This window comes from Ralstonia sp. PBBBR1 (assembly GCF_002256165.1).
Lineage (GTDB): Bacteria > Pseudomonadota > Gammaproteobacteria > Burkholderiales > Burkholderiaceae > Ralstonia > Ralstonia thomasii.
Genome location: NZ_NKIL01000005.1, coordinates 1 through 14,889, shown reverse-complemented (window position 1 = coordinate 14,889; position 14,889 = coordinate 1). Strand labels below are relative to the sequence as shown.

14 protein-coding genes are annotated in these 14,889 nt (G+C 59.2%); 9 read left to right on the top strand and 5 right to left on the bottom strand.

The genetic code is table 11. The annotated features are described in order from the left end of the window. Positions 1 to 218 precede the first annotated feature (218 nt). The 3 genes from CFE42_RS08790 (at position 219) to CFE42_RS08780 (ending at position 2,378) form a co-directional block, all read left to right on the top strand. Positions 219 to 968: an SDR family oxidoreductase gene (locus tag CFE42_RS08790; RefSeq protein WP_004627202.1), complete on the top strand. Its 750-nt coding sequence runs from the start codon at positions 219 to 221 to the stop codon at positions 966 to 968. 610 nt (positions 969 to 1,578) lie between these two features. After that, positions 1,579 to 1,746, top strand: a complete 168-nt coding sequence (locus CFE42_RS08785) for a hypothetical protein (RefSeq protein ID WP_004627198.1) — start codon at positions 1,579 to 1,581, stop codon at positions 1,744 to 1,746. Positions 1,747 to 1,862: 116 nt separating this feature from the next. Next, complete coding sequence (locus CFE42_RS08780; RefSeq protein ID WP_004627196.1) at positions 1,863 to 2,378, top strand: Rrf2 family transcriptional regulator; 516 nt, start codon at positions 1,863 to 1,865, stop codon at positions 2,376 to 2,378. A gap of 103 nt (positions 2,379 to 2,481) precedes the next feature. Here the strand turns inward: CFE42_RS08780 and CFE42_RS08775 are convergent, their stop codons facing one another. Together CFE42_RS08775 and CFE42_RS08770 are read right to left on the bottom strand one after the other, a co-directional pair. After that, the gene (locus tag CFE42_RS08775; protein WP_004627194.1) at positions 2,482 to 3,687 is read right to left on the bottom strand and encodes an FAD-dependent oxidoreductase; all 1,206 of its coding nucleotides are present in this window, start codon (positions 3,685 to 3,687) and stop codon (positions 2,482 to 2,484) included. 545 nt (positions 3,688 to 4,232) lie between these two features. Continuing rightward, positions 4,233 to 5,261: a hypothetical protein gene (locus CFE42_RS08770; protein ID WP_202959015.1), complete on the bottom strand. Its 1,029-nt coding sequence runs from the start codon at positions 5,259 to 5,261 to the stop codon at positions 4,233 to 4,235. A gap of 226 nt (positions 5,262 to 5,487) precedes the next feature. Between CFE42_RS08770 and CFE42_RS08765 the strand changes: the two genes are divergently transcribed. Further along, complete coding sequence (locus CFE42_RS08765; RefSeq protein ID WP_004627190.1) at positions 5,488 to 7,191, top strand: site-specific integrase; 1,704 nt, start codon at positions 5,488 to 5,490, stop codon at positions 7,189 to 7,191. A gap of 266 nt (positions 7,192 to 7,457) precedes the next feature. Next, a complete protein-coding gene (locus CFE42_RS08760) occupies positions 7,458 to 7,925 on the top strand; it encodes a hypothetical protein (RefSeq protein WP_004627189.1) in 468 nt (155 codons plus the stop codon). A 285-nt stretch (positions 7,926 to 8,210) separates the two neighbouring features. Here CFE42_RS08760 and CFE42_RS08755 read toward each other — a convergent pair whose 3' ends face one another. The 3 genes from CFE42_RS08755 to CFE42_RS08745 all read right to left on the bottom strand — a co-directional run bounded on the left by CFE42_RS08755 (position 8,211) and on the right by CFE42_RS08745 (position 11,797). After that, positions 8,211 to 8,435 carry a hypothetical protein gene (locus CFE42_RS08755; RefSeq protein ID WP_004627188.1) on the bottom strand — a complete coding sequence of 75 codons (225 nt, stop codon included), beginning with the start codon at positions 8,433 to 8,435 and terminating at the stop codon, positions 8,211 to 8,213. A gap of 523 nt (positions 8,436 to 8,958) precedes the next feature. Next, a complete protein-coding gene (locus CFE42_RS08750) occupies positions 8,959 to 9,642 on the bottom strand; it encodes a hypothetical protein (RefSeq protein ID WP_004627187.1) in 684 nt (227 codons plus the stop codon). Further along, on the bottom strand, positions 9,620 to 11,797 hold the full coding sequence (locus CFE42_RS08745) for an alkaline phosphatase family protein (protein WP_004627186.1): 2,178 nt from the start codon (positions 11,795 to 11,797) through the stop codon (positions 9,620 to 9,622). The genes CFE42_RS08750 and CFE42_RS08745 overlap by 23 nt, the downstream gene beginning before the upstream one ends. Before the next feature lie 461 nt (positions 11,798 to 12,258). Between CFE42_RS08745 and CFE42_RS08740 the strand changes: the two genes are divergently transcribed. The 4 genes from CFE42_RS08740 to sdhC all read left to right on the top strand — a co-directional run. Further along, positions 12,259 to 13,224, top strand: coding sequence for a MerR family transcriptional regulator (locus CFE42_RS08740; RefSeq protein WP_004627185.1), 966 nt, complete (start codon positions 12,259 to 12,261; stop codon positions 13,222 to 13,224). A 109-nt stretch (positions 13,225 to 13,333) separates the two neighbouring features. After that, positions 13,334 to 14,089 carry an SDR family oxidoreductase gene (locus CFE42_RS08735; RefSeq protein ID WP_338010851.1) on the top strand — a complete coding sequence of 252 codons (756 nt, stop codon included), beginning with the start codon at positions 13,334 to 13,336 and terminating at the stop codon, positions 14,087 to 14,089. Next, on the top strand, positions 14,086 to 14,541 hold the full coding sequence (locus tag CFE42_RS08730; protein ID WP_037043570.1) for a DUF3429 domain-containing protein: 456 nt from the start codon (positions 14,086 to 14,088) through the stop codon (positions 14,539 to 14,541). Before CFE42_RS08735 ends, CFE42_RS08730 begins: the two co-directional genes overlap by 4 nt. Positions 14,542 to 14,648: 107 nt before the next feature. After that, the coding region (gene sdhC / locus CFE42_RS08725) for a succinate dehydrogenase, cytochrome b556 subunit (RefSeq protein WP_251471193.1) at positions 14,649 to 14,889 on the top strand (241 nt) is incomplete at its 3' end.

Here is a 14,889-nt window from a genome sequence, read left to right as displayed (position 1 = left end):
GTAATCCCTTTTGGCCCCCACAGCCTTCGCGAGATCTGAGGGGGTTGTCTGCTTCAGATCAGGTAGGAAAATGGCATTGATGGAACTAGCGCTAGGGTCACGCTAAGCAAATTTCGGAAGCGCTGGAAGAGCTCGACTGAGCGTCGTCTGTCAATGCGACGGCGAAGATCGCGATCAGGTGGCTCCATCCCCCGTACCGACTGCAAGTAGGAGACGACATGGTCAGCACCGCACCAGTTGCCTTCGTCACAAACGCTTGCGGCTATGCAGGATTGCCGGCTGTTGAAGCGTTGATCGCTGCTGGCTTCAATGTCTTCGTGCATAACACGAGCTTTCCCGAATCCGATCCATGGGCAGGATCGGCAGGAGGGCAACGCGTGAGGCGTCTCACTGGTGACGCAGCCACTGCCTTCGAGACAACATGGGCCGAGACAGGCCGCATCGACGCGCTCGTTAGCAATGACCACCACCCGGCGATCCACCACGCCAAGGAGACGGCGCCAATCGGCGCGCTGGGCGAGACGCTGGATGCACTTGTTGTACGAGCATTCGCGTTGCTGCAAAGCGCGATACCGCACTTGGAGAGTCAAGGCGGAGCTAACATTGTGATGATCACCTCGTGTCGAACACGCTCGCCAATGCCTGGCGGTGCGATTCCTGATATGGCGCGTGCAGCAGCCGATGCCCTTGTCCGATCGCTGGTCATTGAGTTGGCCCCAAATGACATTGCAGTCAATGCTATTGCGCCAAATTTTCTCTACAGTGAAGCCTATTACCCAAAGGCACGTTTCGTAGATGACGCCGATGGGCGTGAGTTTGTGAGGTGCTCTGTACCTGCGGGCCGGCTTGGGCGGCCGGATGAGATCGGAGAATTGATTACCTTCCTGGCCACGATAAAAGCTCGTTTTATGACCGGTGCCATCATCGACTTCTCGGGCGGCTGGCCGGCTTCGCCCCCGCGACCGTGAAGTCTTGGGTCGAACTCCGAGTCACTGCCGTCGGGCTTCTGGAAATCTCTTGCGGCCCGGGGAGCGAGTAGTTCTCAGCGGTCAGGCCCGATGCGAACGGCAGCGGTTAGTGTGAAGCAGCCAGAGGCCTACAGCAATGTCGGCAATGTGGGCGCAGGCAACAGGCTCTGGCCAAGCTCCGCGTGTAAGAATCCGCCAGTCGCATCGGCCCGCATCGCCGCACACCCGGCCAACGATATCAGTTCCATCTTAACCCTTACGCCTCCGTGTCGATCAATCTCGAAATCCGCATTGATTCCCGCGCAAAGTCAGTCTGCGCGCAGGCGGGCTTGTTCCGATGCACGACGCAGCAATGTAGATCGGCGACGCTAATCGGCCGCAGTCTGCATACCCACGCCGCTTAGGTGCTCCCACGGGTTCCCATATATCGCCGCCAGCTTGACCGGGGAGTTCAACGCCCGGCCGCCATCGGCCATTTTCTGTCACTCGCGTTCGTGCCTGGACGGACAATCAACCGACGGCTAAAGCCAGACAGCGGGCCTACGCGGGGTCCGCTCAATATCTTATTCTTGGATGGACCAGGGCGCGCATCACTAATAAGGATTTCCATATGCAGCAGCTGCGGGACATGAAGGGGGCGTTTGATTTGACCACCTTCAGCATCGACAGTCTGAGTGAATATGCGGAGTCGTGCTGGCGCGCGCTGGCGCCCTCGATGGCGAAGGTTGCTCCGCCCTTGCTATCGGACGTTCAGATAAGTTCGAAGAAAATCACCTAGGCTCAGCGAACAACAATTGGCGCCTGAGTTCGCTCGGCCACTTCAAATCCAGGCATGACTTTATGCCCATGCTGGGGTACTCTACTAAATCCGATATATCAAGTCGTCGTATCTTCATGTCGTTCATCAGTACAGGTGTCGAATACGGTTTGCATTGCCTGCTGTATCTTGCGGGAACAACGGCCGGGGCAAGCGCGCGCGATCTGGCTGAAATGCAGGGTGTCCCGGTCGACTACGCGGCCAAGCTCTTCACACGGCTTGCGAAGGCCGGCATCGTCGAGTCCACGGAGGGTGTTCGCGGTGGCTTCGCGCTGTCACGACCGGCCGCAGAGATTACGGTTCAGGATGTCGTCGACGCCATCGACGGCGACAAGCGCGTATTCGACTGTCGCGAGGTGCGTGCCCAGTGTGCATTGTTCGATGGCGAACCGCCCGCATGGGCCACGCGCGGCACCTGTTCAATTCATGCCGTGATGGAAGCGGCGGAGCGCGCCATGCGCGCGGAGCTTCAGAAGCATTCGCTTGCCGATCTCGCTGCCAGTATGTATTCGAAGGCCCCCACCGGCTATAAGCGCCAGGTTATCAACTGGTTCACTGATCGAGCCACTAATCGCCGCAGCGACCGTCTGTAATGATGACTTGGCGGTGCTCATCGCTGTGCCGGCTTGTCCATGACGAAAAAAACGCGGGACGTCTTGACGGTTCCCGCGTGCAGGCATGACCGAAACGAAACGCTTAGGCAACGACGATCCGGAGCGGATCCGCAGCCGCTAGGGCCTCCGAGCGATCAGCGCGGGGAGGGTAGATCCACTCGGAATTGATCTGATGCTTCAGTTGCTTCGCCTCCTTGCCCTTTAGCTTCACCTCGCGTTCCCAACCTTCGGTGTAGACCGCGCCCCAAGGACCGAGGTCCAGGCACGTCACGTACTTCGGTTGGCTATACGGGATCTGCTTGAGCCCGAGCAGGTCGGCAGCAACGTTATGGCCAGCTGAGCGGCCAAGGTTCATAGCGTGCTGACATGACATCATCGTTTGGTTGCCTTCGTCGTCCGTAACGGCGCAGGCCACGTCGCCTGTCGCATAGACACCCGTCACCCCATCCACGGCGAGGTTCCGATCAACATGGAGGCGCCCGGCCACGTCTCGACGACCGGGAATTTGCTCGGTGAGCGGGCTCGCGCGCAGACCGGCCGTCCAGATCACCGTGCCTGATTCGATGCGCTGACCATCTGCCAGCGTGACGCCGTGGGAGTCGACCGACGTTACGCTTGTGCCCAGTCGCCACGTCACGCCGATATCGCGCAGCGCCTCTTCGATAACCGGACGTGGGCCCGCTCCCAACTCGGGGCCGATTGACTCACTACGCTCCACGATGATTACCTTTACGTCCGCCTGTTCGCCAAGCGCAGCGCGCAGGCGTGATGGCATTTCCGCCGCCGTCTCGATACCAGTGAAGCCGCCGCCTACCACCACTACTGTATTGCGAGCGGGTGTATCCGGCCGCAATGCCAGGGCGCGGATATGCGTCTCGAGCTCGACTGCCTCGTCGGTCTGATCTACGCTAAAAGTGTGCTCGGCCAGACCAGGGATCGCCGGACGGTATAGCCGGCTGCCGGCCGCCAGCACGAGGCGGTCGTACGCAAGCGTCAAGGGCTGCTGGTCGACGCTGAGCACATCGACCGCACGACGCTCGATGTGAATGCGTTCCACTGTGCCTTGCACGAAGTTCACACCCACCGCGTCGAAGAGTTGGTTAAGCGGAGCCCTGAAGTTCGCAGGCCCTTCCTCGTAGAGTCGCGGGCGCACATGCAGATGCGGGTCCGGCGCAACTAGCGTGATTTCCACGTCTTTTCTGCCATGCTCATCGAGCAGTCTAGCCGCGCTTAGCGCACTCCACATGCCGGCGAAGCCGGCCCCGACAATAACAATACGCTTCGACATGTTTACCTCCGGTGATTGATGGTTGGGCTAAAAACGAACCTTGGGATACGTGAGCCAAAAGCGCTCGCCTCCAGCAGTCAGCTTCCTAACCAATAACTGCGATTCTATGAGTCGTAGTTTTGGCGCGCAAGGAGTTTATCGAGATAGGGCTTGAAGAAGTAGGGTCTATCGGCGTTCCGAAATTTCGATTGTCTCTACGGACGCGTGCTATGGGAGTCGAACAGCCGTCGGCCGGCGCTTCAATTTAGACATTCAAGCGTCTCGTCAACTTCGGAACCGGTCGTTGCAGTGGCTGGAGTATGCGGCATATTCAACACCGGTATCAGGGCCAGATGCGACCACTCATGAGTGAGCTGTTAACCAACCATTCAGCCACCAAACAGGAGCACAAGAATTGGATGGCCTAGAGCAGGTCCTCTTCGGAACGGACTCTAGCTCGTTCGCGTACTAATCGCGGGTAACAGGTAAGCTGGCCCGACGGTTCGAGCGGGAAACGGGCATGACGTCGGGGGCCTGGTGCCGTCATGCCCACCTGGATCCCTGGTTCAACCGTGCGGCAGGCGCAGGCCCGTGAGAGCGAGAGAAACCGCTATAGCGACAACCGCACTCAGGACGACCGTTGCATTCCAGACGCGATTGACATATCGCTGGTTGGCACCGTGATGCAGCAGGACGACTCGCAAACCAGACGCGAGATGAGAGAGAACGAAAAAGACCCCAAGGGCGTAATGCGGAATAAGGCGGTTGTTCCAGACGTCATGCACGAGTCCAGCGGGCGCACCGCTTGCAAACGCCCAGTCGGTATCGATCTTCAGGAATGTTCTCGCAAATATAAAGACCGAATTCATGTGTCCGACAATGAACAACGAGAGGTAGAAGCCGGTTGCGACCTGAAAGACGCGATGGAAGCCAGCGGGTTTTGTTGACCAAAAGAGGGCAAGACGAATCCCGGTGAATACCTGGAACAACATGCCCATTACGAGAAGAGGCTGAACCAGCGGCGAACGGTAGACGATCCGGCCGGCCTTCATGACGGCTGCATGCGCATCCGGGCCGGACAGTCCAAAAAGATGGTTCGCCACGTGAAACAGTACGTAGACGAGGGCGAGGGACCCGGCGATACCATGGGCCATTCGCCACCGGGATGGATTTTCCTTGTCAACTGAAATGGGCGAATCGGAGGCATATACGATCCAGAGCGCAATTGCGATCCAGAGAATTGGCCAGACCCATATATCCTCGATCGGGGTACCACACATGTACCAGACTACGCCAAAGAAAACGAAGATCGTCGGGGATGCCACGGTCATATAGGCGAAGCGCCGGACTCGTATTTCTGCGCGCGTTTTCGGTGCATGTCCGGAGAGCCTGGCCACGATAAGCAAACCGATCGCCGGAACGGCAAATACTGCCGTCATGAACAGAGCCTCTAGTAAAGCTGATAGCGCCGAACGAAATACTGTCTCCTGAAAGGTATGAAAGCCTCTAAGAAGATAGGGATACACGGCCGCGGCAATACTGAGCCCCAGCATCGCTGAGCGAAGCTGCCGGTGTGCACCAGTTTGTTTTGCCATTGTCGAGTGAGTCGTGTGAGATGTGGCCGCCATATGGGTTCTGGCTGTGGCTGTGCGAGGATGACGGCAGCAGTGTAACACCGACTCAAATTGTCGTTGTTTTGTTCGTCTCAGAGATCCGCTAGACCTGAGGAGAAGAATTTCTTGCACAGAACGTCGAATAGAGTGTCTATTTCGATAAGTATTCTTATCGCAATAGCCACATGGAAGCACTAAACTGCCTTCCATGAAAACGCGTCTGCTTCCCGTTGATCCCTCCGTGGGCACTCCGTCTGGTTTTCCGCATCCCGCCGAACTGGCGGCGCTGCGTGCCTGGCATGCCGGCTTGTCCACCCGCGAGGCCATCGAGCGCTATCTAGGCGAGCGCCAGACTCCGGGGCAATCCTCGCGCGGCGTGCTCGGTCGCATCCGGCGCCAACTCGCCGCGTTCGCACGCCGACGGCAGCGCGAAGATCTGGCGGTGCAGTTTGAGATTGCAGCAAGCGAACGCGCCAAACAGGGCGGAGCAGCCGACCAAGCGATCGAGTTGCTCCGCACGCTGCCTCTGCCAGAACCGGCCATCAGCGATGACGTGGCGCTGTGGCTGGATGCGCGCACTGTCGCCGCGCTGCGAGCCGCTGGCATCGACACCTTGGCAGATCTGACTGTCCGTGTACCGCGTCGGCGCCGTTGGTGGGCTGTTATCCCCGGATTGGGGCAGGCCAGCGCGCGACGCATCGAGGCATTCTTTGCCGAACATCCCCGATTGACCGAGCGAGCCCGGGCGCTGATCGCAGGGCGGGTCCGCGGCGTGGTGGTGCCGTGGGAGCAATTGCGCCTGCCCAACGAGGTTGACGGCTCGCAGGGGCAATTCCGTGCGCCACGTGAGACCTGCGTGCTCACCGCTGACAACGATTACGAGGCCGTTCAGGCCTGGCTTTCCCTACACGAATCGCCCGCGACGCAACGGTCATACCGCAAAGAGGCGGAGCGCCTGATCTTGTGGGCGATCGTCGAACGCGGTCGGCCGCTGTCGTCACTGACCACCGAAGATGCGATTGCTTACCGGGGTTTCTTGCGTCGGCCGACGCCGCGGGAACGGTGGGTTGGACCAGCTTGGCCACGCTCATCTGTCGAATGGCGTCCGTTTGCGGAAGGGCTGTCGGCGCGCTCGATCGCCTATGCCTTGTCCGTGCTGGGCGCGATGTTTCACTGGCTGATCCAGCAGCGCTACGTGCTGGCCAACCCGTTTGCTGGCATCAAGGTACGTGGCGGCGGGAGGACTGCCGCCCTGGACGCCTCGCACGCCTTCACCGAGGGCGAATGGGCGTTGGTTCGCACCATCGCGGACGGTTTGGAGTGGTCGTATGGCTGGGAAGCACCGGCGGCCCAGCGGCTGCGCTTTGTGCTGGATTTTGGCTATGCGACCGGTCTGCGCGCCAGCGAACTCGTTTCTGCGAAGGTTGGCGACATCGAAACGGATCGGCAGGGCGACCACTGGCTCAACCTGGTAGGGAAGGGGAGTCGCGCTGGCAAGGTCGCGCTGCCACCGTTGGCGCGCGACGTGCTCGATCGCTACTTGGTAGAGCGCGGGCTGCCGGTCACGCGGGCGCGCTGGAATCCGAAGACACCGTTGGTTGGGGGATTGGGGTTGGATCCAGAGGGTGGGATTACGGGGTCGCGGCTGTGGAGCGTGGTGCGGCGGTTTTTTGAGACAGCGGCTGACATCATCGAGAATGACCATGCAGTGCTGGCAGGGAAACTGCGCAAGGCCAGCCCACACTGGATGCGCCATACGCACGCCACCCACGCTCTCGCGCGCGGCGCCGAACTGACCACGGTGCGCGACAATTTGAGACACGCCTCAGTCTCGACCACCTCGATCTACCTGCACAGCGATGAGATCAAGCGTGCGCGGCAGCTTGGGGAGGCCTTTGGTGCGAGAAGATGAACGGCTGCCCGGGCGAACCCGGGGTTGAGCAGGAGGCTCATCACCGTTTAGCCGAAGATCGGGACGCTGCTCCTGCACCATGCGCACCGCGCGCTCGCGCACCTCGGGTGAGAACTTGTTCGTCTTGTTCATGGCTCCATTCTCTCAAGAGTTGGAGCCTCCTCGAATCCCGGCGCGATTCAGTCTTGCCCCTTGCCTCAGTGGCGGAGGTACGCTTTGAGCGAAGCGCCGCGTCCGACGACGATAAAGGTGCGAAGGCGTTTCATATGAAATTCAACGACCGGCAAGATGACCGCTGGTACCCAAATGCGTGGTCCGTTCTGATGGCTGGAGATGTCGCTCGATTGAAGAGCTGGCTCAAGACCCACGTGGGAATCGAAGTAAAAGTGTATACGAAAACCGTGCGTCCACCGCAGCAATTCAAGCGTGACCTCAAAGTGCGGCAGATTCGGCTGTACGGCTATGCCGACAAGCGACTGCGGGACTATGAGGAAGACCATCTCGTTGCGCTGGAGATTGGTGGCTCGCCGGATAGCGCAAAAAATCTTTGGCCACAGCCTCGGCACGTGATCGGTAACTGGGGCAGCCTCGCCAAGGAGAAGCTGGAGAACCGTCTGCACACGCTGGTGTGTCACCGCAAGATTCCCTTGGCGCAAGCACAATGGGAGACGGCCCACGATTGGATCGCGGCCTACAAACGCTATGTTGGCTCCAAGGGGCCAGTTAGTCGCTAGGCGCCATCACTCCGTTGGCCCGCGCAGCGTAGACGCAGGGCAACTCTGTCACGCAGGCGTCTGGGCCTGAAAAGAACTGATGCAGCCGAAGAATGAGCGCCTTACGCTGCTGCTTGACGAAGTAACCGGGCTCCACCGCATGTATTCCCAAGGCTACGTCGGCGCCAGCTCGGAAGTGGAAGAACCTCGGTCACTGATAGACGGCATATCGGAAAATTGGGGGCTTAAGCGAAGCAGGTAAATGCGCGGAGGAAGCTGCGCGGGTTGAGTAACACCAGAGCTCCGTCAGTTTGGTTTCATGCCTCGCAACGCCATCAGCAATGCGATCTTGCTGCCGGTAAGCGGCGCGATATCTCCATCGCGCCAGTCCGGTATCGTCACATCCACAGGCTGGACACCGAGATTCCTGAGACGTGAGCCCAGCACAACGGGGTCGCTAGCCGTTAATTCGTTGCCATCCTCAAACGTAGCCTTGAGCATGTCTTCGCACTGAGTCACAGAGACTTTCATAGAGGCGTTCCCAGTAACAAGAATCGCAACGGATGGGTCCACCAGACGATGCGCATGTGCTATGACTATCGCGCTGCAATCGAGGTCCATGCAAGTGAAATAGAGGCGTGCTATCGAGTACTTGGTCGACGTGGGGCATGCATGGCGACAAAGTGCGCACGAGGAGCGGGTCAAATCCGGTTTGCGAGAAGGCGTGCACGGAATTGCAAAAGTGATTGATAATCAACAATCTGAGCAATTCAAGCCGTATCAGTGCACGGAATTACGTTGGAGCACTGTAAGGCTTTGATTCGGAACAATATTAGGCCAGGCGTGTGAATTTTACATAACACAAATTCTGCGTCATTCGCCTGTTGGTGCCAAGTTGTAATGTCCGGTTATAGCAGTCGACGAACCTAAAAATGCGTCGGGTCCAGACGTACAACTGTGTCGAAATGCTTTGTGAGGCACAGACTGATTAGTCGGCTCATTGTTACGTTCATCTGTGACGGGTTGATCGCCACCTTGCCAGGTGGCGCAGCGCTCAATCGCCTTCAATATCGGCGTTGGCATCGTTGCGCACGAAGCCGGTGTCATGAAGGACGAAGACATCATCCCCAATTGGCCGGTGCTCGACCTGCGTCACACGCCAGACAGCGGACGCCTTGGCGTCAGACCAGATCACCATCGGTAAATGTTCACGCGCGCTCCAGCAGATCCGATTCAGGGTATTACCCTGCGACAGCACGTACCAACGGCATGCCGACGCGGGTATCGGCGCTCCCGCAGGCGCGCTGGTTGGGGCAAGACGATACTCGCCGACCGGATGGCGCAGGCCGTGGGCGAGGTCGAACCAGTCGCTGAAGTGGCCAAGGCGAATCAAGTTATTGCGATCAATTCGCGTGGTGATTCGCTTCCGATAGTCCACCACCGTCATCTGATATTCGAGCGGGTCGACAGAATTCCGAACGACATACGTGTCAAGAACCTCATCCGTCTTGCGCCGTAGGCGCACTTGCCTGTCGCGCCAGACCTGCAGCACATGCACGCCATCGCTGCCTGTGAACTCGGCCCGATAGAACAGCGCTGCAGGTTCGTCACCGGACTGGAAGACCGATTCGAACGTCCCCGCCGGGCGACCGGCCGCGGCTGCCGGTGCCAATACCGAGCACAGCAGCGCCGCGCTTGTCGCCCAACCGCTTGCTTTACTGACGGACAGCCTTGGCATAGTCAAAGTATCGATAGGTTTTACCGTCAACGCTCAGATCCTTCACGGCCAGGTTGATGGTGTAGCTGCCCTGCGTCAGCGCAGCATCCTTTGTCGCTCCCGTCGGGTCGGTCGGCACCTCAAAGCTGAGCCCCGTTGCGGGTGACACCGGATTTACCGTCGACGCCTTGACGCTCGGCGCAGTCGGGCTTGCCGGATTGAGCAGCGCTTCGTTCAGGATGCGGCCATCAGCCTGCGGCATCGACAGGCCCAACAGGTAAGCAACCGTCGGCGCCACGTCAACGTTGCCTGTGGGATTGGTCACAACGGTGCTGGAGCGGAAGGATGGGCCGCTCGCAATCAACGTGTTATGCACGTCTGTCGTACCGAAGCTACCGTGCATGCCACGCTGGCCGCCCGCGCTTTCGAACTCGATGCCGGGCATGCCCTTGATCGCGACCTGATCATCCCAGTTGAAGCTGACCACCACATCAGGCTGACCATTGTTCTGCCGCTGCGCGTTTTCCAGATTGACCATGGACATGGGCAGCGTGCCAGGCAGCGCGCCATACCGGCTATCGACGAAGATCGCGCCATACTCTTCGCGTTGCTGCAGCACCTTCACAAGATTCTGTACTGTGGTCGCGTCATGGCTTGGCACATAGAAGTAATCGGACCCGCCGTTTGCGGCCACCACGATGCCATTGGCCGGGAGGTTGCCCGGGGCAGGCACCTTGAAACTGGCAACGGGCGTCGCCAGGCTTGCGCTGATTGCCTGGTACTTCGTATTGGCCGTGCCACACAGCGAGCCGGTCGTGTCAACCTTGACTGGCACGGTGGGCGTACCGTTTGCCTGCAGACCGTACATGGCGGAGGTTGTACAACCCGAGCCGTCGTATGCCTTGAATCCCCGATAGGTCAGCAAATCGGCCGAGCGAACGTCGCCAGAGAAGGAGTAGCCCGTGGCTGACACCGCACCAATGGCAGCTGCATCCGTGCCGCTGGTTGCGCCATTGACTGGCGTGCCGCCGGGTGCCGTTCCCGAAGGCGTGATGGCGCGCAGTGGGTAAAGCGAAAGCGGGCCAGAGACACTGGAATGGCCATGGTCCGAGACAACGATCAGGTTGGTACTTGCGTACAGGTTGTTCGCCTTCAGTGCACTGACCAGCTCGCCGAGACGCTGATCCTGTGAGCGCAAGCCGGCAATCGCATTCGCCGACCCCGGGCCATAGCCGTGCTCGACGTTATCGGGTGTGCGGAACCAGATGAGCGAAAGCATCGGCTGCTTCTTCGGCAGGATGTAGTTGGTGAACACCGACAACATGTATTTGTTGGCCGCATCTTCAGGGGCCCCCTGCGTGGTATCACTGCTATCGCGGGCTGCGACGGCGGTCACGCCACTCGCACTGTCATAGGCCGTTGTGTTGAAGGTGATGTAGCCGGCGCGCGCGGTCGGATCTCCGTTCGTCGCGGCCAGCGTGACAGCGTTGGACCCTGAGTATCCAAACTGCGTATTGAACGGCAACGCATAGCCAGCACTCTGCAGTTCGGTGACGAGGCTACGCGGCTGTACCGTGTTCTCATCAAGGAAGTACCCACCCTGCCCCAGATCCTGAATAAAGGCAGCTCCCGACTTGCCGACGGTCGCAGTCGTCAAGCCTGTAGCCTGGGCCGTAGCAAAGAGGCTCTTCACCAGAAGCAGCTGCCCCCCGTAGTAATTGTTCAGAGTGGTCAGGACTTGGTAGTCCTCGGTGAAGATCGGGTCGACATAGTCTGCCGATGCAGCCGCAGTTTTGGTGCTATTCGGCGTCCCGAGGTTGCCCGCGGGAATGCTGTTGGTCGCTCCCTGCGGCGGCGTCCAGAAGGTGTTGCCATAGAACCCGCTGGTCTTCGGGAACGCGCCTGTCGCAAAGGACGAGCCGTTCATCATCGTGAAGGTCGGGTACGTCGAGTGGTTGTCGCTGAAGTTGACACCCGCCTGGCGTAATGCATACAGATTTGGTGTATCGGTTGCATTGACTGAGTCGGGGCGCAGCCCGTCCCAGACCATGACGATTGTTCGCGTTGGCTGGCTCTGCGCAGCAGAGGTGCCATTGCTCAATACTGAGTCGCCACCGCATGCGGCGACGAGAACGCTTCCAGCCAAGGCGGCTGCCAAGCCGTACATGTGTTTCATGTTCAATCCCCTGGAACCAACATTTAGTACTGGCACCGGAGACTAGATTTGATACATGACGGAACTGTGACGTCGCACAGAAGCTGCCGCGAAAGCAGTTGGCGTTGTCGAGTATGAGTTGGTTTCGGCGTGAAGGCGGTGCAAAGACCAAGATGACCTTATGCGGACCCTACTCGGAAATTGGAGCTATCCAGAAATGACGATTGCGAGCGCAGCGGCACATCCTCTGCGCATCGTCTGCGAACCAGTCGCGGGGAATAGCCCATCTCGACTCATGAAATACGACGCGTAACGGCGTCCACGACATTAAGAGCTCGAGCAATCCCGCTTGGCATACAAGGTTCCGAGCAACATACCGACGCATTTTCGACTCATTGACCAGCATTACCGCTCCTTGCTGGACAGTCCTCTGTTCGCAGTCGCCCCAGCGTATTAACCTAGATGCGCAACGAGGAGGACTTGTGAAAAGGCTCTATAAATCATTGGCCCCCAGACATTACCGAAGCGGCGAAGCGGCAAAACTGGCTCGCATGTCGGCATCCACCTTGCGCATTTGGGAACGCAAATACGCTGTTGTCGCGCCGCCGAAAAGTGCATCGGGCCAACGTCTCTACACAGAGGAAGACATAGAGCGCTTGCGCCTGATCAGAGGTCTTGTCGATTGCGGCCACGCTATCGGTGCGGTTGCGAGTCTCAACGTGGAGTCTCTAAGGGCTCTCGTGCGATCGTCTGGAACCGTTCATGCGGCAAAGGTCGAGCCTATTTCGCTTTTGATGGTAGGGCCAGTGCCGATTGCTATCTCGAATTCGGCCTCAGCTAGCATGCATGTTTGCGGACATCCCGGATCGCTTGAAGAAGCGTTTCGGGACGCGCGAGCAGGACTGAGGGCGGATGCGTTGCTTGCCGCCGTTCCTTCGCTCACGGAGGACACCATCCTACGCATTGTGGCGCTGGCGGAAGCGGCGCACGCGAAAGCGATCAGCGTGATCTTCACATCGGGCACACCCCGCGCAATTGAACGGGCGAGCCTCGGTGGCTTGCGTGTAGTGCCACAATCCGATGCTGAAGTCAGGCCGGAGTCGCTGATCGCAGAGCTGGTCGATTGGGCTACGGCCCTCCGCCAGGCAGACATTTTGAACGCTGACACGCGCTCGCGCGCGGCGCGTCGCTTCGACGACAAGGCGCTCGCTGCTTTCGCGGGGCTGACTTCAACGATCCAGTGCGAGTGCCCACGGCACTTGGCCGAACTCGTAATCCAACTCAGTGCGTTCCAACGTTACAGCGATGCGTGCCTATCCCGCTCGCCTCGCGATGCGTTGCTGCATCGCCGTCTCGGTAACGTCGCGAATCGTGCGGTACAGCTGCTTGAGACCGCCCTGGCTGAGGTCGTGCGTCACGAAGACCTGCTCAACAGTGCCAAGCGCTAACTCGCTCCGGCGCGACACGCGATGGTGACCGTGATGCGGTTTGAGCGGAATTTAGTCAGGCCACGACCGTTGTGCCTTCTCTGTCCGGTTGGGAACATATCAGGAAGTGATGATGGGATTTGTATGGATTACTGGAGCTAGCGGCGCTGTGGGCTCCGCCCTGGCGCGTCGCTTGAACAGCTCAGGCATTCCGCTGGTACTCACAGCGCGAGACCAGAAGAAGTTAGAACAGCTCGCTGACGCGCTCCAGCCGGCCTCGGTTCTTGTCTGCCCGGCCGACGTCACAGACCGCAGTAGCGCTCAGCTTGCTATTGAAGCCGGTGTCACCCGATTCGGCGCGCCGGCAGGCCTCGCACACTGCGTCGGATCGATCATCGTCAAGCCGCTCCATTTGACTTCAGAGGACGATCTCAAGCAGGCGCTCGATGCGAATTTCTTTTCGGCGTGGAATGCGTTGCGCTTGTTTGTGCAACAAGCCGTTCACCACAAAGTGCACGCAAGCGCGGTCTTAATCGGCTCGGTTGCCGCCACTGCCGGCTTCCCGAATCACGAGGCAATTGCCAGCGCGAAGGCAGCCGTCGCGGCGCTTGCGCAGTCAGCAGCTGCAACGTATGCAGATCGCAATATCCGCGTGAACTGCATTCACCCGGGGCTGACCTCGTCAGCAATGTCATCTCGACTGACAAGTGTTCCAACAGTTGCGGAGCGGCTTGCAAAGGCAAATCCGCTGGGCAGGCTCGGACAAGGAGACGATACCGCGGCGCTTGCGGAATTCCTGCTCAGCCCTGCAGCATCCTGGATCACCGGCCAACAGATCGGCGTGGACGGTGGCCACGGGCGATTGGTCACACCACCAAAGTCATGAGTACGCATACGACAAGCGTACGCGGCTTGGCAGTCCTACTCGGGATCAGCGGCCTCATACCGTTTATCGTGCTGACCGGGCTATGTCTGGGGGACACATCGAGCCGCGGTGAATACCAACGCTCGCTGCTGGTGTACGCGACGTCCATTACGTCGTTCGTAGGTGCAGTGCACTGGGGTCTCGCCCTTCGCGCGGAAACCGCAACGCGAATGCACACCTTGCAGCTTGCCTGGAGCATTGTTCCATCGCTCGCGGCATGGGCCGTGGCAGTCAGCAGCGAGCCGCCCGCCGCTCTTGTCAGGATGGCAATCGTGTTGGCTATCTGCTGGTTGACGGATGCAGGGTTTGCGCGTGGCGGAGCAATACCGCCCTGGTATTTTCGGTTACGCAGCGTACTGACCCTTGTAGCAACGGCGTCGCTAGCGCTTTCGGGTTTTGCAAGCGCGCGCTAAGCCCTGAGGGCCGTGCACTACGGGGATAGGATGTTGCGTCGAACTAAACAATCTCATCTGCTCAGGAATCTGTTTGAAGTCTGTTTGAAGTCTGTTTGGAGGACCACGTGGCAATCGATTCAAAAAACGGAGCGGTCATCTACAGGAACATCGGTTTGGGCGACATCGCCCGCTACCGCTTGCCCTGGGCCGGTAAGGTGTCCATCCTGCACCGTGCCAGTGGTGCGCTGATGTTCCTTCTTCTTCCGTTCGTGCTGTACTTGTTCGAACAAAGTCTCACGTCGGAAATCAGTTTCGCCAAGTTCTCGGCGCTTCTGTCCAACGGTTTTGCCAAGGTCGTCGTCCTCG